This is a genomic window from Aquabacterium sp. T101, from assembly GCF_057219775.1.
Window position 1 is genome coordinate 199,719 of record NZ_JBXVVZ010000003.1, and the last position, 23,328, is coordinate 223,046.

Here is a 23,328-nt window from a genome sequence, read left to right on the forward strand (position 1 = left end):
CGGTCACGGGCCGGTCGCGCCGCCGTCGCGGGCGAGCGCGATCTCCACCTGCATCACGGCGTCGCCGCCCGGCCGCGGCTCGAAGCGCCCGACCAGCGCCTCGCGCACGCCGAACACCGCGTCGTCGTCGAGGTGCGGGTCCTCGGCGTCGAACAGCTCGGTCACCAGCGTGCGATGGCCCTCGGCCTCGACGACGAGGTGGAAGTGCGCCGGCCGCCAGCAGCCTCGCCCGGCGGGTTGCACCAGGTCGTGCCACACCGGGCCATCGGTCGGGATCGGGTAGGGCACGGGCCGGATCGTGCGCAGCGCGAAGCGGCCGCCGGCGTCGGTGCGCAGGCGGCAGCGCAGGTTGTCGCGCGGCTGGGCCGGGTCCACCTGCCAGTACAGCCCGTTGGCCGCGTTCTGCCAGAAGTCGATCACCGCGCCGGCCAGCGGATGGCCGCCGGCGCCGACGACGCGGCCTTCCAGCCGCACCGGCTGCCCGGCGTTGTCGCGCACCAGGTCGGCCGGGTTGTCCAGCCACGGCGACCCGACGGCATGGAACGGACCGAGCACGCTGCCCGGCGTGGCGCCCGGTCGGCTGGCGATCAGGTCCACCAGGCTGGACAGGCCGAGCACGTCCGACAGCAGCGAGAACTCGCTGCGCTCGGCATTGCTGATGTCGCCGGTGCGGTGCAGGAAGGCCAGCGCGGCGCGCCACTCGGCGTGCGTCAGGCCCACCTCGCGCGCATAGGCGTGCAGGTGGCGCACCAGCGCCTGCGTGAGCTGGCGGCGGCGTTCGTCCGCGATCCCGGCGAAGCTGGCCGCGGCGGCGTCGGTGATGTTGCCGAGGTGGATGTTGCGCATGGCCGGCGGTGCGGGGGCGCGCCCTAGCGCACGGGGTTGCGCAGCACGCCCACGCGCTCGATGTCGATCTCGATCACGTCGCCGGCCTTCATCCACACCGGCGGCTTGCGCGCATAGCCCACGCCGGCCGGCGTGCCCATCACCAGCACGTCGCCGGGCTCGAGGGTCATCGCCTCGGACAGCAGGCTGATGGTGCGGGCCACACCGAACACCATCTCGGAGGTGTTCGCGTGCTGCATCACCTGGCCATTCAGGCGCGACTCGATGCGCAGCCCGGTGCAACCCGGCGGCAGTTCGTCGGCAGTGACCAGGCTGGGGCCGAAGCCGCCCGTGGCGTCGAAGTTCTTGCCGATCGTCCACTGCGAGGTCTTGCGCTGGTAGTCGCGCAACGTCGCGTCGTTGAAGCAGGCGTAGCCGAACACGTGCGTCAGCGCGTCGGCCTCGGCCACACGACGTGCCGTGCGGCCGATCACCACCGCCAGCTCGGCCTCGTAGTCGAGGTGGCTGCTGACCGGCGGCACCACGAGCGGCGCTTCGTGGCCCAGCAGCGACGTGTTGCAGCGCAGGAAGAGTGCCGGGTACTCGACGATGGTGTTGCCGCCTTCCTTGGCATGGTCGTGGTAGTTCACGCCCAGGCAGACCAGCTTGCCCGCGTCGGGCAGCACGGGCAGCCACGTCAGGGACGCGGCCGGCAGGGCGGCGGCGGCCGCTGCCCGCGCCGCCAGTGCGGCGTGCCGCGCCGGCGCGTCGGGCAGCGCGGCGAGCTGCCGGACCCAGCCCGACAAGGTGGCGGGCAGGGCGCCAAGCGACGCGGCGGCGACGACGCTGCCGTCGGCGCGCTCCACGCCCCAGCCCGGCGCGCCCTGATGCAGGAAGCTCACGTAGCGCATGGTGCGGTCCCGGTCCTCAGTCCACCTTGATGCCGATGTCGCGCACCAGCTTGCCCCACTTGGCGACTTCGGCCTCGACATAGGCGCGCAGGCTGGCGCGGTCGCTGGGCTGCGCATCGAGCGACAGCGCCTCGAAGCGATCGCGCACGGCCTTCTGCCCGAGGGCCTTGTTGATCTCCGCGTTGAGCTGGTCGAGCACCGCCGGGGGCGTGCGGCCCGGTGCGAACACCGCGAACCAGGTCACGGCCTCGAAGCCGGGGTAGCCGCTCTCGGCCACCGTGGGCACGTCGGGCAGCGCGGGGCTGCGGCGCGCCGACATTACCGCGATGGGCCGTACCTTGCCGGCCTTGGCATGCGGCACGGCCGGCGGCATGCTGGTGCTGGCGATCGGCACCTGGCCGCTGACCACCGCGTTGGTCGCAGCCGCGGGCTGGAAGGGCACGTGCGTCACGTCCACCTTGGCCAGGGCGCGGAACAGCAGCTCGGCGCCCAGGTGGGTCGTGGTGCCGTTGCCGGAGCTGGCGTAGGCCATCTTCGAGTTGCGCGCCAGCGCGATCAGCTTGGCCAGCGAGTTCGCCTTCACCTCCGGGTGCACGTACAGCAGGTTGGGCGTCACTGCGGCCATGGCCACGGGCTGCAGGTCCTTCACCGCGTCGTAGCCGGCATTGGCGAACAGCGACGGATTGACCGTGTAGGCCACGCTGTGGAACAGCAGCGTGTAGCCGTCGGCCGGCGAGTTCATCACCTGCTGCGTGGCGATGTTGCCGCCGGCCCCGGGCTTGTTCTCCACCACCACGGGCTGGCCGATGGAGGCCTGCATCTGCTCGGCGATCAACCGCGCGACGATGTCGGTGGAACTGCCGGGGGCGAAGGCCACCACCAGCTTGACCGGCTTGTCGGGGAAGGCGGCGCGGGCCGACAGCGGCGCCCACAGCGCCGCCGCAGCCAGCAGCAGCGGAGCGGTTGCGCGGGCGACGGCGGCCCGGCGTGAGAAGCGGGGGTCGGGCATGGCGGCTCCTGACGTTCGAGATGCTTCAATTTAATCGATAAAAAATGGAATGGGTCGTTTTCGCGATAATCTTCGGGCCGGAGTTTCCCGCATGCCGACTCACTCGCCCGACCCCATCGACGCCCGCGCCCGGCTCTTCACGGAGGCGCGCAGCCTGGCCCACTGGCTGCCGCGCGAAGTGCCCGACACCCTGCTGCGCGAGATCCACGAGCTGGCGGCGATGGCGCCCACGTCGATGAACACGCAGCCGCTGCGCGTGCTGTTCCTGCGCAGCCCGGCGCAGCGCGAGCGGCTGGCGCAGTGCGTCAACGCCGGCAACGTCGACAAGGTGCGCCGCGCGCCGGTGGTGGCCGTGCTCGGCATGGACCTCGACTTCCCCGCATGGCTGCCGGTGCTGTTTCCGCACAAGGCCGACGCGCCGGCCTACTACGCCGGCAAGCCGGCGTTCACCGAGGCCACGGCGCTGCGCAACAGCAGCCTGCAGGCGGCCTGGCTGATGCTGGCCGCGCGGCTGGTCGGGCTCGACTGCGGGCCGATGTCGGGCTTCGATGCCGACGCGGTGGACCGGGCGTTCTGGGCCGGCACCACGGTGCGGACGAACTTCCTGTGCAGCCTGGGCTACGGCGACGGCAGCCATCTCAAGCCCCGCCCGAGGCGCCTGCGCTTCGACGAGGCGTGCAGGATCCTCTAGCCGTGGCACGCAAGCCCGCCCTGCCCGTGGCCGCCGCCTCGCGCGGCGCCGAGGCCGACGCCGGCGGCCTGACCCGCGCCAGCGCCGTGTACGAGAGGCTGCGCGACGACATCACGCGCGGCCTGCTGCCTCCCGGCGGCAAGCTGCGCATGGAAGCCATGGTGCAGCGCTACGGCGTCGGCGCCACGCCGCTGCGCGAGGCGCTGAGCCGTCTGTCAGCCGAAGGGCTGGTGCTGCGCAGCGAGCAGCGCGGCTTCAGCGTGGCGCCGCTGCAGTGGGACGAGCTGCCGGTGCTCACCCGCAACCGCATCCAGCTCGAGGAGATCGCGCTGCGCGAGTCGATTGCCCGGCGTGACGCGGCCTGGGAGGACGAGCTGGTGCTGCTGGTGCACAGGCTCGGGCGCACGGCGCGATCGCTGTCGCCCACCCAGTACCAGCCGAATCCCGAATGGGAGGCGCTGCACCGGGCGTTCCACCGCGCGCTGCTGTCGCGCTGCCCGTCGCGTTGGCTGCGCGGATTCTGCGATGCGCTCGCCGACGAGGCCTACCGCTACCGGCAGGTGGCTGCGGGCGCGACCTTCACGCGGCGCGACGAGCACGCGGAGCACCTGGCCATCTTCCAGGCCACGATCGACGGCAAGGCCGACGAGGCAGTGCGCCTGCTGGAAGCGCACTTCCAGCGCACCGAGCGCACCGTGGCACGCCAGGCGCGGCGCAAGGCCTGACGGCGGGTCTAGACGCCCAGCAGCCGCACCGCGAACGCGCGCTCGACGAACCACACCGCCGCCAGCAGCGCGATCGCGAACGAGCCGCCCTGCATCACCCAGCGGCGGTAGAACGAGGTGCGCCGCAGCGCGAAGGCCAGCGGCAGGAACAGCAGCACGATGGCCAGCTGTCCCAGCTCGACGCCGACGTTGAAGCCCACCAGCGCCAGCGCCAGCGCGTCGCCGGGCAGGCCCAGGTCGGCCAGCACGCTGGCGAAGCCGAAGCCGTGCACCAGGCCGAAGCCGAAGGCCACCAGCCACAGCCGCGCGGTGACGCGCGGGTAGACGTTGTTCAGCGCCGCGGCCACCACCGACGCGGCGATCACCGACTCGACGAAGCGCGACGGCAGCTCCACCGCCCCCAGCACCGCCAGCGACAGCGTGATCGAGTGCGCCAGCGTGAACGCGGTGACGACCTTGAGCACGTCGATCCCCGCCTCGCGCGCGCTGGACACGGCACGCCAGCGCGCGGCCGCCGCGTCCCAGACCAGCACCGCCGGCAGCAGCAGCGACAGCAGGAACAGGATGTGGTCGAAGCCGATCCAGATGTGCCAGACGCCCTCGCGCACGTAGTCGGTGAACTGGTTCCAGCGGTTGGCCGCGCCCAGGTCGAACACCTGCGGCGGCGACTGCGGCACCAGCACCGCGGTGCGCGTGCTGCCCCAGGCCTGCAGCTTGAGCAGGCCGCGGTGCTGCGGGTCGAGGTCGGCGAACAGCGAGTACGCCACCGACAGCTGCTGCGGCGCCGTGCGGCCGAGCGTGGGGCAGCGCAGCACCAGCGGCAGCACCGAGTAGGCGCCGTCGGTGTGGTCGTCCACCAGTTGCTCGCCGACGCTGGTCAGGCAGACCGCGCCGTCGCCCTGCACCGTGAGCCGCGCCACGGCGTAGGCGGCGATGTCGTCGTGGCGCGCACGCACCTCGCCCCAGGTGATCTCGCCATTGCCGTCGGCGTCCAGGCCGAGCGCGAAGTCGAGGTCGCGCAGCGCGATGTCCCAGCGACCGGTGATCGTGTCGCCATGCACTTCCAGCGCCAGGTAGCTGTCGGACGGCTTGTGCGCGAGCACGGGGCCCGCCAGCGCCCACAGCGCCAGGGCCAGCAGCAGGCGCATCCGCCGCATCGCGCCGGCCCTCACTTCTTCACCTGCTTCTCGAGCCGGCGCAGCACCACGCCCTGCACGCCGTGGGTGCGCATCCAGGCCAGCGCCGGCTCGGCCGCGGCGGCGTCGCCCGCGGCCACGGCGGCTTCCAGCAGCGCGCGCGCGTCGGCCACCTCGCGCTGGACCTCGAAGTTGCGCCGCGCCAGCGCCACGGCGCGTTTGGCGTCGCCCTGCAGCACGAGGGCGAAGCGCGACTCCTCCTTCTCGTGCGTGGTGTCGCCGCGGGCGCGGGCGGCGTCGAAGCGCGCCGCCAGCTCGCGCGTCCAGGCCACGGCGCGGCCGTCGCCGGCGGCCTTGGCCGCCAGCGCCAGGCGCAGCAGCAGCACGTCGGCGCGGGCGGCTTCCTGCATGCCGCCGCGCGGCGTGGTCAGCAGGGTCAGCGCGTCGGCGGCGCGGTTGCGGTCGAGCAGGAAGTCGGCATACGCCGCCAGCAGGTACACGTCGGGCAGGCCGAGCGCGAGCGCGCTGCGGAAGGCCTGCTCGGCGCCGACGTCGCTGCCGCGGCGGTCCTCGATCTCGGCCAGGCGGGTCAGCGCCCACAGCCGCTCGGCCGCGCTCGTGTCGGCCGGGGCCGCGGCCAGCGCGGCCTCGATGGCGCGCGCGGATTCGTCGATGCGGCCGGTCATCGACTCGGCATAGGCGGTGCAGGCGGCGCCCAGCAGCGGCGTGGTCAGCGGCGCCAGCGTGAGGCAGTCGCGCCGGGCGCCGGCATAGTCGGCCTGCACCATGCGGATCGCCGCCGCGGTGGCCCAGGCTTCGGCGTCGGCGGGGTCGGCGCGCGTCACCGCTTCGAGATCGGCCAGGGCCTCGGCGAAGCGGTGGCCGTACTGCAGCACGCGGGCGCGCTGCACCCGCACCGCGGTGGGCGGGGCCGGGTCGCTCCACCAGGGGCCGAGCGCGGCCTGCGCATGGCCGACGTAGCGCGGGTCGCCCTGGGCCAGCGCCTCGTCGAACCAGCGCCGCGCCAGCCGCACCGCGACGTCCAGGTTGCGCGGGTCGCGCTGCCAGGCGGCGCGCAGGGCCTCGATCTCGCGCGTTCGGGGGTCGGACGCGCGGGCGCTGACGCGTTCCAGCACCTGGGCGTCGGATCCGGGTTTGTACGGAGCCGCCTGGGCCGCTGGTGCCAGCCCGGTCAGGGCGACGCAGGCGGCGGCGCAGAGGCGGCGAAAGGGGATCGGGGAGGTCGCAAGCAAGGCCGGTCATGTTACTCAGGTCCCGTGACAGCGGTCTGCTGCCCGGAACCCTCCGTGCAAGCCCTGTTACAGGCTCGGGGCCGGCTGCGCTATCGTGCGCCGTCGCTGAAATCGGCCCTGGGGTCGCCAGAGGCGGCCTCCAAGCAATCCTGACCCTTTCAAACAAGGAAATCTCATGAGCAAGCTCCTGACCGCCCTCGTCATGGCCCTCGGCGTCGCCGCCGCTCCGGCCTTCGCCGCTTCCCACGCCGCCGCCGCCCCGGCCAAGAAGGAAGAGGCCAAGCCGGCGGCTGCCGCCGCGCCGGCCAAGAAGGAAGAAGCCAAGAAGGACGCCAAGCCGGCTGCCGCGGCTGCCAGCGCCGCCAAGAAGGACGAGAAGAAGAAGTAATCCGCTTCGGACCTTCTCGAATCGAAGGCAGGGGCCGCAAGCTCCTGCCTTTGTCGTTTCTGCCGCTGCCATGAACACCGTCGACACCCCCGACCTGCGCCTGCGCATCGACGATGCGCGCCGGTACGACGCCGAGTACGGCGCCAGCCTGACCAACCACCTGCCGATGGCGCTGACGGCGCTGACCCGCCTGGGCGCCGACGGCGAGCGCTGTGCCGCGTTCGCGCAGCACTACGCGCAGCGGCTGCACGCCGCCCCGCCGGCCGAGCCCTGGCCCACCGGCGACGCCTGGCGCGCCGACCTGGGCCGGCCGCGGGCCTGGCCGCAGTACCGCAGCCTTTTTCGCGACTGGATGTTTCACGAGGGGCCGACCGATGTGCTGGAGCAGGTGCTGCCCGAGCTGATGCGCGGCGTGGGCGCGGCGGCCTTCCACGGCGCCATCCGCACCGCCTATGCCCTGGCGGCCAACCATGCCGACGAACTGGCCGACGCGCTGGCCTACTGGGCCTGCCGCTGGTTCCCGATCGGCGATCCGCCGCGGTCCGGCAGCCAGGCCGACCCGGCGCCGCTGCTGGCTCAGCTCGACTTCGCGTCGTCGCTGCCGGCCGCGCCGCTGATCTCGCAGCGCTTGGCCGCCGCTGCGGCGCACCCGCGCTTCGCGCAGGTGGCCGACCGGCTGCACGTGGACGCGGGCCGCACGCTGCCGCGTCTGGCGCACTGCGCCGCCGAGCGCTACGTCGCCAGCGCCGACTTCACCGTGCTGCACCTCGTGACCAGCGCGCATGCCATGCAGGTGCTGCTGCCCTGGCTGGACGAGCCCGACCGGGCGCTGGCGGTGGCGCACTACGCGCGCGCGTTCCTGGCCGGCTGGGCCACGGTGCCGGCCACCGCCGCGCCGCTGCCGCCGCTGACCCTGCTGCCCTGGCCCGAGATCGTGGCGCGCGCCGCCGAGAGCGACGACGACCACGTGATCAAGCTGGTGGACACCTGCCGCGAGCTCGAGCGCGCCTGGGGCGGCGCGGTGTGGCACGCCGCCGCGGCGCGCGCGCTGGGTTGAGCCGCGCGGCTCAGTGAAGGGCCGAGAGGAACTGCTTCAGCTCGGGCGTGGCCGGGGCGCCGAACAACTGCTCCGGCGGGCCCATCTCGTGGATGCGGCCGGCGTGCATGAACACCACGCGGTCGCTCACCTTGCGCGCGAAGTTCATCTCGTGCGTGACCATCAGCAGCGTCATGCCCTCGTCGGCCAGCGACTCCACCACCTTGAGCACCTCGCCCACCAGTTCGGGGTCGAGCGCGGAGGTGATCTCGTCGCACAGCATCACGCTGGGCTCCATGGCCAGCGCGCGCGCGATCGCCACGCGCTGCTGCTGACCGCCGGAGAGCTGGTCGGGCCAGGCGTCGAACTTCTCGGCCAGGCCCACGCGGTCGAGCAGCTTGCGCGCGCGCGCCTCGGCCTGCGCGGCGTTCTCCTGCTTCACCAGCGTGGGCGCGAGCATCACATTGCGGCCCACGCTCAGGTGCGGGAACAGGTTGAAGCTCTGGAAGATCATGCCCACGTGCTGGCGCAGCGCGCGCATCGCCTTCGCGTTGCCATGCTCGAGCGGCTGGCCGTCCACCTCGAGCGTGCCGTCCTGGAACACCTCCAGCCCGTTGATGCAGCGCAGCAGCGTGCTCTTGCCCGAGCCGCTCTTGCCGATGATGGCGATCACCTCGCCGCGCTGCACCGCGAGGTCGATGCCCTTGAGCACCTCGTTGTCGCCGAAGCGCTTGCGCAGCGCACGCACGCTGACGATCGGACGATCGGAGGGGCGGTCGGTCGGGTTCGCGTCAGTGGGCACGGCTCAGCTTCCTCTCGAGGCGCCGGCTCCAGGCCGACACCGGCCAGCACAGCGCGAAATACATCAACGCCACGCAGGCGTACACGGTGAACGGCTTGAAGGTGGCGTTGCTGATCATGGTGCCGGCCTTGGTCAGCTCGATGAAGCCGATCACCGACGCCAGCGCGGTGCCCTTGATCACCTGCACCAGGAAGCCCACGGTCGGCGCGACCGCGATGCGCGCGGCCTGCGGCCCGATCACGTGGCGCATCTTCTCGCCGAAGGACAGCGCCAGGCTGTCGGCCGCCTCCCACTGGCCCTTGGGAATGGCGTCGACGCAGCCGCGCCAGATCTCGGTCAGGAACGCGCTGGCGTACAGCGTGAGCGCCACGCTGGCCGCCAGCCACGCCGACACCTCCCAGCCCAGCAGCGCCATGCCGAAGTAGGCCAGGAACAGCTGCATCAGCAGCGGCGTGCCCTGGAACAGCTGCACGTACAGCGACACGCCGCGCACCGCGCCGGGCAGCGCGGCCAGCCGTGCCAGCAGCAGTGCCAGCCCCACCAGCGCGCCGCCGACGAAGGCGATCAGCGACAGGGCCACGGTCCAGCGCGCCGCCAGCAGCAGGTTGCGCAGGATGTCCCACAAGCTGAAGTCGACCATCGCGCGCCTACCTTCCTGCCGACGGCACGCGGCCGAAGATCAGCCGCGGCCCGGCCCAGTTCAGCACCTGGCGCAGCGCCACGGCCAGGCCCAGGTACACCAGCGTGGCCACGATGTAGGCCTCGAAGGCGCGGAAGTTGCGGCTCTGGATCAGGTTGGCGTAGTAGCTCAGCTCCTGCGCCGCGATCTGGCCGCACACGGCCGAGCCCAGCATCACGATGACGATCTGGCTCGTCATTGCCGGCCACACGCGCGCCAGGGCCGGCGGCAGCACCACGCGCACGAAGACCTGGGTCTCGGTGAGCGCGAGGCTGCGCGCCGCCTCGATCTGGCCGCGCGGCGTGCCCTCGATGCCGGCGCGCGCGATCTCGGCGGCGTAGGCGCCGAGATTGATCACCATCGCGATCACCGAGGCCAGCTCGGGCGTGAGCTTCACGCCCAGGCTCGGCAGCCCGAAGAACACGAAGAACAGCTGCACGATGAACGGCGTGTTGCGGATCAGCTCCACATAGGTCGCCACCACCGCCGCCAGCCAGCGCGGGCCCCACGCGCGCGCCCAGCCGCAGGCCACGCCCAGCGCCACGCCGAGCACCGCCGACACCGCCGTCAGCCCCACGGTGAAGGCCGCGCCGCGCGCCAACGAGGGCCACTCCCCCAGCACCGCCGCAAAGTCCAACGTCACCATCAACCAGATGTCCTGTGCAAGTTCCCAGCAGGCGCCGCGGATCCGGCTCCGCCGGTCCGCCAGCGCCGCCCCCCCGGGGGGGAGCGCCGAAGGCGCAACGGGGGGGGCCTCAGTTCGGCAGATCGCCCGCCGGGCGGCCGAGCCACTTGACGGCCATCTTGTCGAGGTCGCCCGAGGCCTTGGCGCCGGCGATGATCTCGTTGACCTTGGCTCGCAGCTTGTCCTCGCCCTTGTTCAGGCCGATGAAGTTCGGCGAGTCCTTCAGCACGAACTTGTATTCGGTGCCCAGCTGCGGGTTGCGCGCCATCATGTTGCCGGCCACCGAGGCGCCGGTGGCCAGCACCTGCACCTGACCCGACACGAAGGCGGCGACGGTGGCGTTGTTGTCCTCGAAGCGCTTGATGTCGGCCGTCGGCGGGGCGATCTTGGTCAGCTCCAGGTCCTCGATGGCACCGCGCGTCACGCCCACGGTCTTGCCGGCGAGGTCGGCGGCGCCCTTGACCGGCAGCGCCTTGGCCGCGAACACCGCCTGGAAGAACGGCGAGTAGGCGGCCGAGAAGTCGATGACCTTCTCGCGCTCGGCGTTCTTGCCCAGCGTGGAGATCACGAGGTCGGCCTTCTTCGTCTGCAGGTAGGGGATGCGGTTGGCGCTGGTCACCGGCACCAGTTCCACCGGCACGCCGAGCTTGGCGCCGATGTAGTTGGCCATGTCGATGTCCAGGCCCTGCGGCTTGAGGTCGGTACCGACGAAGCCGTAGGGCGGGAAGTCGGTCGGGATGGCCACGCGCAGCAGCTTGCGCGTCATCACGTCGTCGAGCGCGGTTTGGGCCGCCGCGGTCAGCGGCAGGCAGGGGATGGCGGCCAGGGCCAGGGCGACGAGGCGTCGGTTGCGGTTCATGCGGACTTCTCCTGGGTGCGCCCGCGCACGGCACGGGCTGTGGGGGTTGAGGGGGGAACGAGGGCGGTGAACAGCTTGCGGGCGGGGCGCGCCGCCGCGGCCGACGGCGCGCGCGCCGCGGCGGCCGGCGCGGCGGCGAGCGCCTGGCGCAACTGGTTGATGGGGTCGGCCGCGGCATGGCGCACGCCGAGGTGCTGCGCCACCGTCTCGATGTGCTCGCGCACCAGGCGGCGGGCCTGCGGCAGGTCGCCGTCTTCGAGGGCGGCGACGATCGCGGCATGGTCGGCACAGGACTGCGCCGCGTCGTGGTTGGACTGGAACAGCGTGGCGATCAGCGTGGTGCGCGCGGTCAGGTCGCGCAGGATCTCGGCCAGCACCGGGTTGCCCAGGCAGTCGGCCAGGCAGACATGGAAGTCGCCGAGCAGGTAGCTGCGCGGCCCGGGCTCGCCGGCGCGGATCGCCGCGCGCTCGGCGCTCACGTGCTGCTTGAGCCGGCGCAGCGCGGCGCGCGGCGGCGCCGCGTCGATCGAGTGCAGCAGGCCGGTCTCGATGGCCACGCGCGCCTGGAAGGCTTCCAGCGCCTCCTCGCGCGAGGGCTGCACGACGAACCAGCCACGGCGCGAGTTCACCTCCACCATGCCGCGCGCGGACAGCCGCGCCAGCGCTTCGCGTACCAGCGTGCGGCTGACGCCGAACAGGTCGGCGAGCGACTGCTCGCCCAGGCGCTGGCCCGGCGCAAGGCTGCCGGCCAGGATCGCGTCGACGATGCGGTCGGCGATCTCGTCGGGGCTGGCGCGCGTGCTCATCGGCGGTGCGGGTTCCTCGGAAGGCGCTCCCCGGTGGTGCGGCCGGGACTGGCCGCGCACCCTGGGAGTGCAAGCGTTACATGCCAGACTTGTATGCAAGCCTGCTGAGCAAGCAGCAGGCAAGAGGCATGCCCGAGGGGCACGGCGCGCTAGGAGATAGCGCGGGGGGCGAGGCCGGCGGCCGTCAGCCGGGCCCGCGCCCGCTGCCCCGCCGCGCGGCGCAGCTCGCCGGTGATCGCCAGCGACAGGCCGGCGTCGAGCATGCGCTCGAACACGGCGCGCACCGCTGCGGCGCTGGTGGCCTCGATCGCCGCCAGCCGCTCGGCCGGCGAATGCAGCCGGCCGCGGGCGAACAGGTCGAGCGCGGCCTCCTCGATGCGGCGCAGCGGCTTGTCCTGGGCGCGCAGGCGGCGCACCGCGAGCTGGCGCTTGGCGCGCGCCAGCTCGGCCGGGTCGATGGCCTTCGCGTGGGCCAGCAGCAGTTCCAGCACTGCGTCGAGGCACTCGTCGAAGCGCTCCGGCGCGGTCGAGGTCTCGATCACGAACTGGCCGCACATGTCCATCGCGTCGGCCGCTGCCGACGCGTGATAGGCCAGCGCGCGCTTCTCGCGCAGCTCGTGCAGCAGCGGCGAGCTCATGCCCTCGCCCAGCACCGCCGCGGCCAGCGCCGCCGCCGCCTCCTGCGCCGGCGAGGCCTCGCGCCGCGCCGTCAGCGCGCCGCCCAGCACGGCGTGGGTCTGGCTCGATCCGGCCTGGGCACGCGTGCGCACGCCGCCCACGTAGCCGGGCAGTGGCACCTGGTTGGGCGTGCCTGCGGGCAGCGGCGCGAAGGCCGCGGCCGCGTCGCGCAGGAACGCGTCGGCGTCGAACGCACCGGCGGCGCCGACGACCACGTTGGGCCCGCGGTACTGGCCCTGCACGTACTGCACGAGGTCGTCGCGCGTGAGCCGTTCCACCCGGGCGCGCGAGCCGATCACCGGCATCGCCGCCGGGTGCGTGCCGTAGCAGGCGGCGTCGAACAGCTTGTAGGCGGTGGAGACGGGGTCGTCCTCGTCCTCGGCCAGCTCCTGCAGCAGCACCTGGCGCTCGCGCTCCAGCTCGTCGGCGGGAAACGCCGGCTCCAGCACCAGCTCGGCCAGCATGCGCGTGAACTCGCCCACGTGCTCGGGCAGGCCGCGCATGTAGAACGCGGTGTGGTCGCGGTCGGTGTGCGCATTGACCTCGGCACCCAGGCGCTCGGCGTCCACATTGATGCGCCGCGCGTCGCGCCGCGCCGTGCCCTTGAACAGCATGTGCTCCACCACATGGCTGATGCCGTTGACCAGGCGCGCCTCGTGCGCGCTGCCGCTGCGCACGAACACCGCCACCGTGGCGGTGGCCTGCGCCGGCGTGGGCAGGGCCACGACGCGGGCGCCGCTGGGCAGGGTGAGCGTGTCGGGAGCAGGGGTCGGCATGCGGGCGGGCGAATCAGGGGCTGCGGCCAGCATGCATCGTAGTCGCGCCCTTGATGCGACTGCGCGGCGGGGCGATGATCGCCTCATGCCGCCGACCCGGACCCTGCACCTGCTGTTGCCGCTGGCGCTCGCCGGCTGCGCCGTCGTCGCGCCCGGCGCGGGCGGCACGGTCGACCTGCACGCGCGTGCCGCCGAGGTGCGCGCCGCCGAAACGGCCTTCGCCCGGTCGATGGCCGAGCGCGACTTCGCCGCCTTTGCCGCCCATGTGGCCGACGACGCGGTGTTCATCGGCGGCGGTCGTCCGCTGCGCGGCAAGGCCGCCGTGCTGGCGCAGTGGAAGGCCTACTTCGACGGGCCGGTCGCGCCGTTCTCCTGGCGGCCCGAGATCGTGGAAGTGGCCGCCGGCGGGGAACTGGGCTACAGCGAAGGCCCCGTCACCAATGCCGACGGCAAGGTCACCGTGCGCTACGTCTCCACCTGGCGCCGCGACCCGGCCAGCGGGCGCTGGCAGGTGGTGTTCGACAACGGCTACGCCGTCTGCAATTGCCCGCGCTAGGCCCGGCGCAGGCCTACAGGCGCCGACCCTGCACCGTGGCGGCGGGCAGCGCGAACAGGCCGCCGCCAAGGTGGTGCAGCGTGTGCAACGCGGCGTTGTCGTCGGCGAAACGCCAGCGGCCGTCGGCGAACACGCGCGCGTCGGCCTGCGCCGACACCACCTCGCCGAAGAAGGTGTCGTAGGCCGCCTCGCTGTGCGGCTCGGCGAGGCGGCGGCATTCCAGCCAGGCCACGCAACCCTCGATCAGCGGCAGGCCGAGCGCCGGGCCGTCGAAGGCACCGATGCCGTGCCGCGCGAACTTGTCGCCGTCGCGCCCGCTCTCGCTGCCCACGGTGTAGGCGAGGTCGGCCTGGGCGCGGCACGGCAGGTTCAGCGCGAAGCGGTCCGACGCCAGCAGCAGCTCGCGCGTGAACGTGCTCTTGTCCACCACCACCGCGATGCGCGGCGGGGTGAACTCCACCGGCATGCTCCAGGCCGCGGCCATCACGTTGCGCCGTCCGCCGTGGGCGGTGGAGACCAGCACGGTGGGGCCGTGGTTGACGAGGCGGCAGGCGTGGGCGAGCGCGACGGGGGCGATGCGGGGCGCGTTCACGGGGCGTCGGCACGGGTTGGATGGACGGCCTGCATTGTGTGCCTGGCTCGACAGCGGCCGCCATGCCGCGGCATGCTTTGGCGTCTGCAACCGAAGGAGACACCGATGGCCCTGTATGTGGACGGTTTCGTGCTGCCGGTCAGGATCGCGCGCGTGGCGGACTACCGCCGCCTGGCGCGCGCCGCCGGCAAGGTGTGGATGGAGCACGGCGCGCTCGGTTTCCACGAGTGCATCGCCGACGACGTGAAGCCGGGCAAGGTGACGTCGTTCCCGCAGGCCGTGCTGCTCGAGCCCGACGAGACGGTGATGCTGTCCTGGATCCTCTACCGCAGCCGGCGTCACCGCGACAGCGTCAACCGCAAGGTGATGGCCGACCCCCGCATCGCCGCGATGGACTCGTCGGACGTGCCCTTCGATCCGAAGCGCATGTTCTGGGGCGGGTTCAAGGAGATCGTGGGCATGGGCGACTGACGTGGCGTTCGCGAGCACGCCGCGGTGGGTCGCGGGCCGGCGTCCGGCTGAAGCCGAGCCTCAGCGCCCGGTGAGCCTGCGCAGCCAGCCGCCGGGGTCGGCCGGCGTGGCGGCGTCGAGCAGTTCCTTCGTGCGCGTGTAGCGGCTGGTGGCCCACTTGGTGCGGTCGTGCTGGAAGCGCGCGAGGTCGAAGGCGCGCTGGCCGGGCTCGAACGGGATCACGGGGTCGAACTCGGCGGCCAGCACGCCCTCGCGATGCTCGTAGCGCGCGGTGCTGCGCAGGCGCGGGTCCGCCCCCTGGGCAAGAAGCCAGGCCACGCTGTCGTGGCTGCCGGCCAGCGCGGCCCAGTGCAGCGCGGTGAAGCCGTGCCGGTCCACCGCGTTCACGCCCGCGGGCAGCAGCTCGGGGCCCGGCTCGGCACTGGTCATCAGCGGCGTGCGGCCCAGCGCGTCGCGCGCGGCCACGTCGGCGCCGGCAGCGATCAGCCGCTGGCGGATCGGCGGCCTGGCCCGGTGCAGCGGCGTGCCGCCGTCGTCGCGCGCCAGCGCGGGCGACACGCCCGCGGCCAGCAGCGCGTCGACGCAGGGCAGGCAGTCGTCCACCACCGCGCTGTGCAGCGGTGTCATGCCATGCCGGCCGCGCGGCAGCACACCGCCGGCATCACGCGCGAGCATGCCCAGGCGCGACGCGTCGCGGGCCTTCAGTGCGCTGGCCCAGGCCTCGGGCAGGGTGGCGGCCTGCGCGGAAGCGATCCGCGGGGCCGCGCCCACCAGGGCCCACGCGAGACCCAGCGCCAGCACCAGGCCGCGCGCCGTCGGCCCGGCCGTCATCAGCCGCTGCCGCCCGGCCCGGGCGGATACACCGGCGTGCCGGGCCGCGCCACGCTGTCGTGCACGAAGCTCACCGTGGCTGCGCAGTGGGTGCAGCGCAGCAGGGCGCCGAGTTCGTCGTCGCCATGGCGGTTGCGGTACACCGGCTCCTCGTAGCGCACCGCATCGGACAGCGAAAGGCGGCGCTGCAGCGCCGGCCGGTCGAGCCGGCACGGCACGTGCAGCGACGCGCCCGGCAGCCGGTGCAGGCCGGGCACGGCACGGCGCAGATCGTCCTCGAGCGGCTTCAGGTGGGCGCACAGGGCCCGTGCGTCGGGGTCGAGGTGGTAGTCCACGGCTTCGGGGGTGCGGAGCCCGCCCGCGCGGGCCCGCCACTTCGGCACCTGCACCGCGGCGAACCAGGCCACCACGCCGACCAGCACCGCCAGTGCGGGCCAGAACGCGCGGTCCAGCCCGGCCGGCGCGTGGCCGCCGTGGAACCGGTAGCCGCCGCCGATCAGCGCCACGAAGCCGGCGGCCACGCCCACCATGGCCATCGCCACGCCCAGGGCGGGCCGCCGGTCCCGCGGCCAGGGCCATCGCCGCAGGCGCCGCCACTCGATCCACAGCGCCAGCGCCACCACGGCCAGCGCGGCGGCGATGCCGAGCGCGCCCTTCACGTACTCCGCGGGGTTCTGCCACCACATGGCCGGCAGTGTAGGCATGGTGCGGCGCGCGCCGATGTCATCATCCGCGCTGCGGGCTGGCCCGGCCGGGCGGGCCCGGGTCAGGCACATCGGAGGCTGCCATGCGCATCGCATCCCTCGTCTTCGCTGCGGCGGCCGGTCTGGCGAGCGGCGGCGCGCTCGCGAACGACGGCGGCGTCGAAGCCCTGTCGTGGCTGGCTGGTTGCTGGCAGGCGGATCCCGGCGAGCCCGGTACCGTCGAGCATTGGCTGGCGCCCGCAGGCGGCACGATGCTCGGCGTCAGCCGCACGGTCCGCCAGGGCCGCACGGTCGGCTTCGAGTTCATGCAGCTGCGCCTGCTGCCCGACGGCATGCTCGCCTTCATCGCCCAGCCTTCGGGCCGCCCGCCCACCGTGTTCCGCGCGCAGAGCGTGCGCCCCGGCGAAGCCGTGTTCGAGAACCGCGAGCACGACTTCCCGCAGCGCGTCGTCTATGCGCGGCCGGAGCCGACGCGCCTGCTGGCCCGCATCGAGGGCGTTCGCCAGGGATCGGCGCGAAGCATCGAGTTCGCGTTCACGCGCATCGGCTGCGACACGGCGGCCGGCGGGCCGGCGCGATGAGCGCCGCGACGTCCTTCGACGAGCGGCACAGGTCATGACGCGCCGCATCTTCGTCGACACCGAGTGGACGGCGCCGCCCTGGTCGCCCGACGCGGCGCTGATGTGGGTGGGCCTCGCGGACGAGGACGGCCGCTCCTGGTACGGCATCTCGTCCGAGGTGGAGATCGACCCCACGCGCAACGCTTTCATGTCGGGGGTGTTCCGGCTCATCTCGCCCACCGAGCCTCGCTTCAGCCGCGCTCGCCTCGCGGCCGAGGTGGTGGCGTTCTGCGGCCCGGTCGACGAGTTCTGGGCCTGGATCCCGACATGCCGCAGCTTCGCGGACTGGTTCCGCCTGGGTGACGATGCCCAGTCGCTGTATGACCGCCATTGGGACGTCGACCTGCAGATGCTTCGCGCGCTGCTGCACCCCTGGCCCGCCGGCTGGCCGGATCGGCTGCACGACCTCCAGGCCGCGGCTGTGGCAGCCGGCGTGGAGATCCCGCCCAGGGCGGCGAACCACCTGCATCCTCAGGTCCACGCCGAGTGGAACCGCACGCTGTTCCGGCGCATCGAGGCAGCACGCGGTCGCCCCTGACGCGACCGGTGACGATGCCCCATAGTCCGTCCATGACCCGACCGCCCCCCACCACCCAGGCCCTGGGCCTGGCCGCCTGGCTGCTGGCCAGCTTCGTCACCGGGGCCATCGGCGCCCTGGCGTCCATCGACGCCGCGGGCTTCTACGCCCAGCTCGTGCAGCCCGCGTGGGCGCCGCCGGCCTGGTTGTTCGGGCCGGCGTGGACCGTGCTGTTCGTGCTGATGTCCGTCGCCGCGTGGCTGGTGTGGCGCGACCATGGGTTCTCGGGCGCCGCGCTCGCGCTGCGCCTGTTTGGCGTGCAGCTGGTGGCCAATGCACTGTGGAGCTGGCTCTTCTTCGCCTGGCGACAGGGCGCGCTGGCGTTCGCGGAAGTGATCGTGCTGTGGCTGCTGATCGCCGCCACCGCGTGGCAGTTCTGGCGCCTGCACCGGCTGGCGGCGCTGCTGCTGGTGCCCTACCTCGCGTGGGTGGCGTTCGCGTCGGCGCTGAACTTCACGCTGTGGCGGCTCAACCCGTCGCTGCTGGGCTGAGGGCGGCCGCGATGAGGGCCGGTGCCACCCTGCGGGCCTGGGCTCACCGCGTGCGTCGCGACGGCCTGACCTTGTGGTTCGCCGGCCGACATCCCGGGACGCCCTGGCACGCCAAGGTCCTGGCGGCGGTGATCGTGGCCTATGCACTGAGCCCGATCGACCTGATCCCCGACTTCGTCCCCGTGCTGGGCTATCTGGACGACGTGCTGTTGCTGCCCGCGCTGATCTGGCTGGCCGTGCGCTGGCTGCCGGCCGACGTGCTGGCGCAGTGTCGCGAGCAGGCCGAGGCGTGGATGGCGTCGTCGCGCGAGCGACCGCGCAGTCGGGTCGGTGCGGTGGCAATCGTCGCGATCTGGCTGGCCGCCGCGCTGGGCTTGGGACTGTGGGCCTGGAACAGCTGGGCGCCGGGGCTTCGCTGAAACGCGTGCGGTGCCGTAGCATGGCGTGCGGTGTCCCTCTCCACGGAGCGGCAGATGGCGGCCTGACCCGATCCCGATGGACCGGCCGTCACACCAGGAGAACCCTCTTGCTCACCGGCACCTGCCACTGCGGCGCTGTCGCCATCGAGGTCCCGCGCAGGCCGCGCGGCCTGACCAACTGCAACTGCTCGATCTGCCGCCGCTACGGGGTGCTGTGGGCCTACTACAGGGACTCGCAGGTGCGCCTGGTGGCCGAGCCCGGAGCCACAGACGAGTACACCTGGGGCCGCCGGAGCCAGCGCTTCATCCGCTGCCGCACCTGCGGCTGCGTCATGCAGTGGAAGAAGTTCGTCACCGGGGCCGACACCTGGAGCGGCGTCAACGCGCGCAACTTCGAGCCGTCGGCGCTGGGCGACGTGCGGATCCGCCTCTTCGACGGCGCCGATTCGTGGAAGTACGTCGGGTGACGGGCCGGCGCCGCGCCACCCACCCTGCCGATGCGCAGCCGTCGGGCGGATCGCCGGACGAGTTCTTCCGGGCGCTGGAACTGCAGCGCACGCGGGCCCTCGTCGCGCGCGACCTGCCCACGATCGACAGCCTGCACGCGCCGGAGTACGAACTGGTCACGCCGGCCGGTCGCACTCTCGTGCGCGAGCGGTATCTGGCGCTGATCGCGGCCGAGCCGTTCTACGCCGGCTGGGAGCACGGGCCGATGCGCGTGCGCGTCACGCCGCAGATGGCGGTCGTTCGCTACGAGGCGACCCTCACGTTCCCGTCGGGCAAGGTGGTGCGTTGCTGGCACACCGACAGCTACGAGTGCCGCGATGGCCGGTGGCAGGCCGTGTGGTCGCAGGCCACCGCGCTGCCGGCCGGGCCCGCTTCAGCACCCTGAAGACGGCACAGGGCCCCAGCGCCTGCAGCAGGGTGGTCGTGCGAGCCGGTCAGTCCAGCAGCCACAACAGCTTCTGGTACAGCAGCACGGCCTGAACCGGCTTGGTGAGGAAGTCGTCCATGCCGGCTTCCAGGCAGCGCAGGCGGTCCTCGTCGAAGGCGTTGGCCGTGAGCGCGACGATCAGCGCACTGCGGCTCGCGCCCGCCTCGCGGATTCGGCGGGTGGCCTCCAGGCCGTTGAGCTGCGGCATCTGCATGTCCATCAGCACCATCGCATAACGACGACCTGCGGCAAGCTCGACGGCCTCCTGGCCGTCGCAAGCCACGTCCACCTCGAAACCCGCCAGCCGCAGAAGCTGGGTCGAGATCTCGCGACTGACGGGGTCGTCTTCGGCCACGAGCAGGGGCTCGACCCTGCCGCGGCGCTGCACCATGGCGCGCAGCGCCTCGCGCAGGGTCTCGGGCAACGGTTCGACGGCCTCGTCGGGACCGGCCGGTGCATGCTGCAGCGGCAGCTCGAACCAGAACACGCTGCCCTGGCCAGGACGGCTCTGTACGTCGAGGACGCCACCCATCATCTGCACCAGCTGGCGGCTGATGGCCAACCCCAGGCCCGTGCCGCCGAAGCGGCGCGTGGTGCTGTTGTCGGCCTGCTCGAAGGGCGCGAACAGGCGCTCGACGTCCTGGGGCTCGATGCCGATGCCGGTGTCCTGCACCTCCAGGCGCAGCCGCGACGCGCCAGACGGCGGGGACAGGCGCGACACCCGCACGGCCACGCGGCCCGCAGAGGTGAACTTGATGGCGTTGTCGACCAGGTTGAGCACCACCTGCTTCAGGCGCAGAGGGTCGCCGTAGAGCCACATCTCCACCAGGGCAGGCTCGATCTCCAGAGCGAATGCCAGGCCCTTGGCCGCGGCGCGATGACCGGCCAGCGGCTCCAGGCTGTCGAACACGCTGCCCAGACGGTAGGCGACGCGCTCGAGCACCATGCGCTCGGCCTCGATCTTGGACAGATCCAGAATGTCGTTGATGAGGTGCAGGAGGTGGTTCGACGCCCTTTCGACCATCTCAAGCTGCTTGCCGAGCCGGGCGTCGCCTGCCTGCTGCCGTGCCAGGCCGGTCATGCCGATGATGCCGGCCAGCGGAGTACGCAGCTCATGGCTCATGTGCGCGAGAAACCGCGTCTTGGCGCGGTTGGCCGCCTCGGCCGACGCCTTGGCCTCGGCCAGCGCGGCGGTGCGCTCGGTGACCAGCTCCTCGAGGTGGTGGCGATGGCGCGCCAGCTCGGCCTCAGCCTGGCTGGCCTCGGTGACGTCGCGGCAGATCGCCAGCACGGTGCGCACGCCCGAGGCCGGGTCGCGGTCGGGCACCACGCGCCAGTTGAACTGATGCGGGCCGTCGGCCAGCGGCATCTCGAAGCGCTCCTCGACGGCGCGGCCGCTGTCGAACACGCGCTGGATGCTGTCTTCCCAGAAGCGGCACAGGTGCTCGGGCAAGCCAAGCTCCTGGTGGGTGCGGCCGACGATCTCGGCCGGCGTGAACGGCCCGAGCGTGCTGACGTTCTCCGAGACGAACAGATGTCGGCCGTGGCGGTCCAGGCGCATCACCACGTCGGGCAGCGCCGCGATCAGGGTGCGTTGCTCCTCTTCGCTGCGCGCCAGGGCCTCGCGCGCCTCGCGTTCCCGGGTCACGTCCTGCACCATGCCGACCACGCGCGTGGCCGATCCGGCGGCGTCGCGCTCGCAGACGCGCCCGCAATCGACCACCCAGCGCCAGCTGCCGTTGCGGTCGCGCAGACGGTACTCGGCCTCGTAGCGGGCGCTTCGACCTTCGAGGTGGTCGCGGATGAGCCCTAGCACCCGGCCAGCGTCGTCCGGGTGGATGTTCCGACTCCACGTGGTGAGTTCGGGCGCCATCTCGTCGGGGCCATAGCCGAGCATCCGCTTGAGCTGGGGGCTGAAGAACACCTCGTTGGTCCTGACGTCCCAGTCCCAGAGCCCGTCCATGGCCTCGTTGAGCGCGAACCAGAGCTGGTTCTCGCGCTTCTTCAGTTCGACCTCAAGCGCCGTGCGGCGCGAGATGTCGCGCGCCACCGACAGGAAGTACTCGCGTCCCTGGTCGAAGAAGCGGGTGGTGTTCACCTCCACCGCCACTTCGTGGCCCCCGGCATGGCGGTGGCGGCCGACGAAGGTGTAGCAGGGCGTGGCGCGGATCACCTCGGCGATGTCGCTCCAGGCCGGCAGACCGGTCACGTCCTTCTGCAGGCTCAACACGCTGTGGTCGAGCACCTCTTCGCGCGTGAGGCCCAGGCTCTCCCAGGCGCAGCGATTGCCCCACACGATCTTCGAGGTGCCGGGGTCGAGCAGGTAGACGGCGTCGGCCAGGTGCTCGAACAGGGCCGTGGTGGTGGGCAGCGGGTGATGCAAGATCTCGGGCTCCGCGTCTTTTCGCCGGAGCGCCGACCCGGCTCCGGATGAGGTACCGCATGAATCTGACGAGGCTCATCGTATCCGCTGGCGTGGACCGATCGCTGTTCCGCATTCGGGTAGCCTCGGTGGACAGAAGCTTCCGGTCGGTCGGGCCCGCGCCGCTTGCGGGCCAGGTTCCCGCAGCGCACACTGGCCCGTGAGGTCCGCCCATGGCTGAAGCGAAGACGAAACCCACCACCGCCAGCGTCGACGAGGTGCTGGCCGCGCGCGCCCGGCCGGAGCAGCTGGCCGACTGCAAGGTGCTGAAGGCGATGTTCAAGCGGGTGACGAGGCAGGCGCCGAAGATGTGGGGCCCGAGCATCGTCGGCTACGGCAGCTACCGCTACCGCTACGAGAGCGGCCGCACCGGCGAGTCGTGCATGACGGGCTTTGCGGTGCGCGGGCGCGAGTTCGTGGTCTACCTGGTGGCCGACGGCCCGCAGCAGGACGACCTGCTCGCGCGGCTGGGCCCGCACAAGCGGGGCCAGTCCTGCCTGTACTTCAAGCGCCTGGCCGACCTGGACCTCACCGTGCTCGAAGCGCTGGTGTCGGCGTCGGTGGCCGAGGTGAAGCGGCGGTATCCGCCCGGAGGCGCGGCCTGAGCCCGTGGCGCCCGCGATGACGCGCCCGACGCCCCGGTACACGCAGCTGTGCTTCCGACGCCGGCTGACCTTGGCGCCGCTGCTGTGCGCGTGCGCGCCCCGACTCGCCTTCGCCACCGGGACGGACGGCCACCAGCGCTGGGCCCGCGAGGCCGAGGCGATGCGGCAGCTGGCGCTGTCCTGGGGCGACCAGGCCTATGGCGCCGTGCTCGTGCGCGACGACCGCATCATCGGCCACGGCCCGAGCCGCGTGGTGAAGGACCGCAACCCGGACGCGCATGCCGAGCGCGAGGCGATCCGCGACGCGCTGGCGCGCGTGGGTGCCGGGCCGGTGCGCGGTGCGGACCTGTACTCCACGTCCCGGCCGTGCGCCCTGTGCGAGGCGGCCGCCGCGCGGGCCGGCGTGCGCCGCATGTTCGTCGGTGCGCAGGCGCAGGACGCCGGCGCGCCGCAGGCCCCCTGAGTGGCTTTCGTGCCCACACGACGATGAACCCTCCCACCCTGAAGAAGCTCGACGCCACCGTCGAGCCGCAGCACTACCACCTCGCGCCCGACAAGCTCGTGGCCGGCGATCCGCAGCAGACGGTGTGGATGCACTACACCGACCCGTCGGGCCGCTTCATGGTCGGCGTCTGGCGCAGCGAGCCTGGCGCCTGGCGCGTGACCTACACCGAGGAGGAGTACTGCCACATGCTCGAAGGGCGCAGCATCGTCACCGACGCGGCAGGCCGCGCCGTCACCGTGTCGGCGGGCGAGAGCTTCGTCGTGCCGCGCGGCTTCGTCGGCACCTGGGAGGTGGTGGAAACCACCACCAAGCGCTTCGTGATCTACGAGCCCGCGGCCTAGC

At 72.7% G+C, this 23,328-nt stretch carries 30 protein-coding genes; 15 read left to right on the forward strand and 15 right to left on the reverse strand.

The window, feature by feature from the left end; translation table 11 throughout:
* Nucleotides 1–3: 3 nt before the first annotated feature.
* The 3 genes from AC2EAQ_RS10730 to AC2EAQ_RS10740 are packed head-to-tail and all read right to left on the reverse strand — an operon-like array spanning nt 4 to nt 2,745.
* Nucleotides 4–846 (reverse strand): dioxygenase family protein, encoded by an 843-nt coding sequence (locus tag AC2EAQ_RS10730; protein ID WP_484643266.1) that lies wholly within the window; start codon nt 844–846, stop codon nt 4–6.
* Between the two features lie 23 nt (nt 847–869).
* Nucleotides 870–1,736, reverse strand: coding sequence for a fumarylacetoacetate hydrolase family protein (locus tag AC2EAQ_RS10735; protein WP_484643269.1), 867 nt, complete (start codon nt 1,734–1,736; stop codon nt 870–872).
* 16 nt (nt 1,737–1,752) lie between these two features.
* Nucleotides 1,753–2,745 carry a tripartite tricarboxylate transporter substrate binding protein gene (locus AC2EAQ_RS10740; protein ID WP_484643271.1) on the reverse strand — a complete coding sequence of 331 codons (993 nt, stop codon included), beginning with the start codon at nt 2,743–2,745 and terminating at the stop codon, nt 1,753–1,755.
* Between the two features lie 91 nt (nt 2,746–2,836).
* Between AC2EAQ_RS10740 and AC2EAQ_RS10745 the strand changes: the two genes are divergently transcribed.
* Both AC2EAQ_RS10745 and AC2EAQ_RS10750 read left to right on the forward strand, forming a co-directional pair.
* Nucleotides 2,837–3,436 (forward strand): malonic semialdehyde reductase, encoded by a 600-nt coding sequence (locus tag AC2EAQ_RS10745; protein WP_484643274.1) that lies wholly within the window; start codon nt 2,837–2,839, stop codon nt 3,434–3,436.
* A gap of 2 nt (nt 3,437–3,438) precedes the next feature.
* The gene (locus tag AC2EAQ_RS10750) at nt 3,439–4,161 is read left to right on the forward strand and encodes a GntR family transcriptional regulator (RefSeq protein ID WP_484643279.1); all 723 of its coding nucleotides are present in this window, start codon (nt 3,439–3,441) and stop codon (nt 4,159–4,161) included.
* Between the two features lie 8 nt (nt 4,162–4,169).
* On the opposite strand, the gene AC2EAQ_RS10755 is transcribed toward AC2EAQ_RS10750, so the two are convergent.
* Complete coding sequence (locus AC2EAQ_RS10755; RefSeq protein WP_484643282.1) at nt 4,170–5,318, reverse strand: HupE/UreJ family protein; 1,149 nt, start codon at nt 5,316–5,318, stop codon at nt 4,170–4,172.
* An 11-nt stretch (nt 5,319–5,329) separates the two neighbouring features.
* A complete protein-coding gene (locus AC2EAQ_RS10760) occupies nt 5,330–6,550 on the reverse strand; it encodes a hypothetical protein (RefSeq protein WP_484643284.1) in 1,221 nt (406 codons plus the stop codon).
* Nucleotides 6,551–6,725: 175 nt separating this feature from the next.
* Between AC2EAQ_RS10760 and AC2EAQ_RS10765 the strand changes: the two genes are divergently transcribed.
* Nucleotides 6,726–6,938: a hypothetical protein gene (locus AC2EAQ_RS10765; protein ID WP_484643287.1), complete on the forward strand. Its 213-nt coding sequence runs from the start codon at nt 6,726–6,728 to the stop codon at nt 6,936–6,938.
* A gap of 70 nt (nt 6,939–7,008) precedes the next feature.
* Nucleotides 7,009–7,995 (forward strand): questin oxidase family protein, encoded by a 987-nt coding sequence (locus AC2EAQ_RS10770; RefSeq protein WP_484643289.1) that lies wholly within the window; start codon nt 7,009–7,011, stop codon nt 7,993–7,995.
* Between the two features lie 10 nt (nt 7,996–8,005).
* Here AC2EAQ_RS10770 and AC2EAQ_RS10775 read toward each other — a convergent pair whose 3' ends face one another.
* The 6 genes from AC2EAQ_RS10775 to AC2EAQ_RS10800 all read right to left on the reverse strand — a co-directional run bounded on the left by AC2EAQ_RS10775 (nt 8,006) and on the right by AC2EAQ_RS10800 (nt 13,259).
* On the reverse strand, nt 8,006–8,776 hold the full coding sequence (locus AC2EAQ_RS10775; RefSeq protein ID WP_484643291.1) for an amino acid ABC transporter ATP-binding protein: 771 nt from the start codon (nt 8,774–8,776) through the stop codon (nt 8,006–8,008).
* Nucleotides 8,766–9,416, reverse strand: a complete 651-nt coding sequence (locus AC2EAQ_RS10780) for an amino acid ABC transporter permease (protein WP_484643294.1) — start codon at nt 9,414–9,416, stop codon at nt 8,766–8,768. Before AC2EAQ_RS10780 ends, AC2EAQ_RS10775 begins: the two co-directional genes overlap by 11 nt.
* A gap of 7 nt (nt 9,417–9,423) precedes the next feature.
* A complete protein-coding gene (locus AC2EAQ_RS10785; RefSeq protein ID WP_484643297.1) occupies nt 9,424–10,101 on the reverse strand; it encodes an amino acid ABC transporter permease in 678 nt (225 codons plus the stop codon).
* A 109-nt stretch (nt 10,102–10,210) separates the two neighbouring features.
* The gene (locus AC2EAQ_RS10790) at nt 10,211–10,999 is read right to left on the reverse strand and encodes a transporter substrate-binding domain-containing protein (protein WP_484643300.1); all 789 of its coding nucleotides are present in this window, start codon (nt 10,997–10,999) and stop codon (nt 10,211–10,213) included.
* The gene (locus AC2EAQ_RS10795; protein ID WP_484643305.1) at nt 10,996–11,805 is read right to left on the reverse strand and encodes a GntR family transcriptional regulator; all 810 of its coding nucleotides are present in this window, start codon (nt 11,803–11,805) and stop codon (nt 10,996–10,998) included. The genes AC2EAQ_RS10790 and AC2EAQ_RS10795 overlap by 4 nt, the downstream gene beginning before the upstream one ends.
* Before the next feature lie 149 nt (nt 11,806–11,954).
* A complete protein-coding gene (locus AC2EAQ_RS10800; protein WP_484643310.1) occupies nt 11,955–13,259 on the reverse strand; it encodes a M16 family metallopeptidase in 1,305 nt (434 codons plus the stop codon).
* Between the two features lie 85 nt (nt 13,260–13,344).
* Between AC2EAQ_RS10800 and AC2EAQ_RS10805 the strand changes: the two genes are divergently transcribed.
* A complete protein-coding gene (locus AC2EAQ_RS10805; RefSeq protein ID WP_484643313.1) occupies nt 13,345–13,815 on the forward strand; it encodes a YybH family protein in 471 nt (156 codons plus the stop codon).
* A 13-nt stretch (nt 13,816–13,828) separates the two neighbouring features.
* Here the strand turns inward: AC2EAQ_RS10805 and AC2EAQ_RS10810 are convergent, their stop codons facing one another.
* Nucleotides 13,829–14,407, reverse strand: a complete 579-nt coding sequence (locus AC2EAQ_RS10810) for a flavin reductase family protein (protein ID WP_484643315.1) — start codon at nt 14,405–14,407, stop codon at nt 13,829–13,831.
* A 105-nt stretch (nt 14,408–14,512) separates the two neighbouring features.
* On the opposite strand from AC2EAQ_RS10810, the gene AC2EAQ_RS10815 reads away from it, so the two are divergent.
* Nucleotides 14,513–14,878: a DUF1428 domain-containing protein gene (locus tag AC2EAQ_RS10815; protein WP_484643321.1), complete on the forward strand. Its 366-nt coding sequence runs from the start codon at nt 14,513–14,515 to the stop codon at nt 14,876–14,878.
* A gap of 60 nt (nt 14,879–14,938) precedes the next feature.
* Here the strand turns inward: AC2EAQ_RS10815 and AC2EAQ_RS10820 are convergent, their stop codons facing one another.
* Complete coding sequence (locus AC2EAQ_RS10820) at nt 14,939–15,709, reverse strand: ankyrin repeat domain-containing protein (RefSeq protein WP_484643323.1); 771 nt, start codon at nt 15,707–15,709, stop codon at nt 14,939–14,941.
* Nucleotides 15,709–16,395 carry a hypothetical protein gene (locus AC2EAQ_RS10825; RefSeq protein WP_484643325.1) on the reverse strand — a complete coding sequence of 229 codons (687 nt, stop codon included), beginning with the start codon at nt 16,393–16,395 and terminating at the stop codon, nt 15,709–15,711. Before AC2EAQ_RS10825 ends, AC2EAQ_RS10820 begins: the two co-directional genes overlap by 1 nt.
* A gap of 101 nt (nt 16,396–16,496) precedes the next feature.
* On the opposite strand from AC2EAQ_RS10825, the gene AC2EAQ_RS10830 reads away from it, so the two are divergent.
* The 6 genes from AC2EAQ_RS10830 (at nt 16,497) to AC2EAQ_RS10855 (ending at nt 19,412) form a co-directional block, all read left to right on the forward strand.
* Nucleotides 16,497–16,994 carry a DUF6265 family protein gene (locus tag AC2EAQ_RS10830; protein ID WP_484643327.1) on the forward strand — a complete coding sequence of 166 codons (498 nt, stop codon included), beginning with the start codon at nt 16,497–16,499 and terminating at the stop codon, nt 16,992–16,994.
* Nucleotides 16,995–17,028: 34 nt separating this feature from the next.
* Entirely contained in the window at nt 17,029–17,571 is a 543-nt protein-coding gene (locus AC2EAQ_RS10835; protein WP_484643329.1) for a hypothetical protein, read from the forward strand.
* Nucleotides 17,572–17,603: 32 nt separating this feature from the next.
* Entirely contained in the window at nt 17,604–18,101 is a 498-nt protein-coding gene (locus AC2EAQ_RS10840) for a TspO/MBR family protein (protein ID WP_484643332.1), read from the forward strand.
* 11 nt (nt 18,102–18,112) lie between these two features.
* Nucleotides 18,113–18,520 (forward strand): YkvA family protein, encoded by a 408-nt coding sequence (locus AC2EAQ_RS10845; RefSeq protein ID WP_484643337.1) that lies wholly within the window; start codon nt 18,113–18,115, stop codon nt 18,518–18,520.
* 107 nt (nt 18,521–18,627) lie between these two features.
* Complete coding sequence (locus tag AC2EAQ_RS10850) at nt 18,628–18,987, forward strand: GFA family protein (protein ID WP_484643340.1); 360 nt, start codon at nt 18,628–18,630, stop codon at nt 18,985–18,987.
* Nucleotides 18,969–19,412 carry a nuclear transport factor 2 family protein gene (locus tag AC2EAQ_RS10855; protein ID WP_484643346.1) on the forward strand — a complete coding sequence of 148 codons (444 nt, stop codon included), beginning with the start codon at nt 18,969–18,971 and terminating at the stop codon, nt 19,410–19,412. The genes AC2EAQ_RS10850 and AC2EAQ_RS10855 overlap by 19 nt, the downstream gene beginning before the upstream one ends.
* 49 nt (nt 19,413–19,461) lie before the next feature.
* On the opposite strand, the gene AC2EAQ_RS10860 is transcribed toward AC2EAQ_RS10855, so the two are convergent.
* Complete coding sequence (locus AC2EAQ_RS10860) at nt 19,462–21,837, reverse strand: PAS domain-containing hybrid sensor histidine kinase/response regulator (RefSeq protein ID WP_484643349.1); 2,376 nt, start codon at nt 21,835–21,837, stop codon at nt 19,462–19,464.
* Nucleotides 21,838–22,049: 212 nt separating this feature from the next.
* Between AC2EAQ_RS10860 and AC2EAQ_RS10865 the strand changes: the two genes are divergently transcribed.
* The 3 genes from AC2EAQ_RS10865 to AC2EAQ_RS10875 are packed head-to-tail and all read left to right on the forward strand — an operon-like array spanning nt 22,050 to nt 23,327.
* Nucleotides 22,050–22,481 (forward strand): DUF1801 domain-containing protein, encoded by a 432-nt coding sequence (locus AC2EAQ_RS10865; RefSeq protein WP_484643354.1) that lies wholly within the window; start codon nt 22,050–22,052, stop codon nt 22,479–22,481.
* A gap of 16 nt (nt 22,482–22,497) precedes the next feature.
* Nucleotides 22,498–22,944 (forward strand): deaminase, encoded by a 447-nt coding sequence (locus AC2EAQ_RS10870; protein ID WP_484643358.1) that lies wholly within the window; start codon nt 22,498–22,500, stop codon nt 22,942–22,944.
* A gap of 23 nt (nt 22,945–22,967) precedes the next feature.
* Nucleotides 22,968–23,327 carry a cupin domain-containing protein gene (locus tag AC2EAQ_RS10875; protein WP_484643362.1) on the forward strand — a complete coding sequence of 120 codons (360 nt, stop codon included), beginning with the start codon at nt 22,968–22,970 and terminating at the stop codon, nt 23,325–23,327.
* Nucleotide 23,328: the final 1 nt, after the last annotated feature.

What these genes read in the sequence shown, in the direction of transcription:
- AC2EAQ_RS10730 (WP_484643266.1), bottom strand. Translation starts at nt 846, where the DNA reads ATGCGCAACATCCACCTCGGCAACATCACCGACGCCGCCGCGGCCAGC.
- AC2EAQ_RS10735 (WP_484643269.1), bottom strand. Translation starts at nt 1,736, where the DNA reads ATGCGCTACGTGAGCTTCCTGCATCAGGGCGCGCCGGGCTGGGGCGTG.
- AC2EAQ_RS10740 (WP_484643271.1), bottom strand. Translation starts at nt 2,745, where the DNA reads ATGCCCGACCCCCGCTTCTCACGCCGGGCCGCCGTCGCCCGCGCAACC.
- AC2EAQ_RS10745 (WP_484643274.1), top strand. Translation starts at nt 2,837, where the DNA reads ATGCCGACTCACTCGCCCGACCCCATCGACGCCCGCGCCCGGCTCTTC.
- AC2EAQ_RS10755 (WP_484643282.1), bottom strand. Translation starts at nt 5,318, where the DNA reads ATGCGGCGGATGCGCCTGCTGCTGGCCCTGGCGCTGTGGGCGCTGGCG.
- AC2EAQ_RS10765 (WP_484643287.1), top strand. Translation starts at nt 6,726, where the DNA reads ATGAGCAAGCTCCTGACCGCCCTCGTCATGGCCCTCGGCGTCGCCGCC.
- AC2EAQ_RS10770 (WP_484643289.1), top strand. Translation starts at nt 7,009, where the DNA reads ATGAACACCGTCGACACCCCCGACCTGCGCCTGCGCATCGACGATGCG.
- AC2EAQ_RS10780 (WP_484643294.1), bottom strand. Translation starts at nt 9,416, where the DNA reads ATGGTCGACTTCAGCTTGTGGGACATCCTGCGCAACCTGCTGCTGGCG.
- AC2EAQ_RS10785 (WP_484643297.1), bottom strand. Translation starts at nt 10,101, where the DNA reads ATGGTGACGTTGGACTTTGCGGCGGTGCTGGGGGAGTGGCCCTCGTTG.
- AC2EAQ_RS10790 (WP_484643300.1), bottom strand. Translation starts at nt 10,999, where the DNA reads ATGAACCGCAACCGACGCCTCGTCGCCCTGGCCCTGGCCGCCATCCCC.
- AC2EAQ_RS10795 (WP_484643305.1), bottom strand. Translation starts at nt 11,805, where the DNA reads ATGAGCACGCGCGCCAGCCCCGACGAGATCGCCGACCGCATCGTCGAC.
- AC2EAQ_RS10800 (WP_484643310.1), bottom strand. Translation starts at nt 13,259, where the DNA reads ATGCCGACCCCTGCTCCCGACACGCTCACCCTGCCCAGCGGCGCCCGC.
- AC2EAQ_RS10805 (WP_484643313.1), top strand. Translation starts at nt 13,345, where the DNA reads ATGCCGCCGACCCGGACCCTGCACCTGCTGTTGCCGCTGGCGCTCGCC.
- AC2EAQ_RS10815 (WP_484643321.1), top strand. Translation starts at nt 14,513, where the DNA reads ATGGCCCTGTATGTGGACGGTTTCGTGCTGCCGGTCAGGATCGCGCGC.
- AC2EAQ_RS10820 (WP_484643323.1), bottom strand. Translation starts at nt 15,709, where the DNA reads ATGACGGCCGGGCCGACGGCGCGCGGCCTGGTGCTGGCGCTGGGTCTC.
- AC2EAQ_RS10825 (WP_484643325.1), bottom strand. Translation starts at nt 16,395, where the DNA reads ATGTGGTGGCAGAACCCCGCGGAGTACGTGAAGGGCGCGCTCGGCATC.
- AC2EAQ_RS10830 (WP_484643327.1), top strand. Translation starts at nt 16,497, where the DNA reads ATGCGCATCGCATCCCTCGTCTTCGCTGCGGCGGCCGGTCTGGCGAGC.
- AC2EAQ_RS10835 (WP_484643329.1), top strand. Translation starts at nt 17,029, where the DNA reads ATGACGCGCCGCATCTTCGTCGACACCGAGTGGACGGCGCCGCCCTGG.
- AC2EAQ_RS10840 (WP_484643332.1), top strand. Translation starts at nt 17,604, where the DNA reads ATGACCCGACCGCCCCCCACCACCCAGGCCCTGGGCCTGGCCGCCTGG.
- AC2EAQ_RS10845 (WP_484643337.1), top strand. Translation starts at nt 18,113, where the DNA reads ATGAGGGCCGGTGCCACCCTGCGGGCCTGGGCTCACCGCGTGCGTCGC.
- AC2EAQ_RS10865 (WP_484643354.1), top strand. Translation starts at nt 22,050, where the DNA reads ATGGCTGAAGCGAAGACGAAACCCACCACCGCCAGCGTCGACGAGGTG.
- AC2EAQ_RS10870 (WP_484643358.1), top strand. Translation starts at nt 22,498, where the DNA reads ATGACGCGCCCGACGCCCCGGTACACGCAGCTGTGCTTCCGACGCCGG.
- AC2EAQ_RS10875 (WP_484643362.1), top strand. Translation starts at nt 22,968, where the DNA reads ATGAACCCTCCCACCCTGAAGAAGCTCGACGCCACCGTCGAGCCGCAG.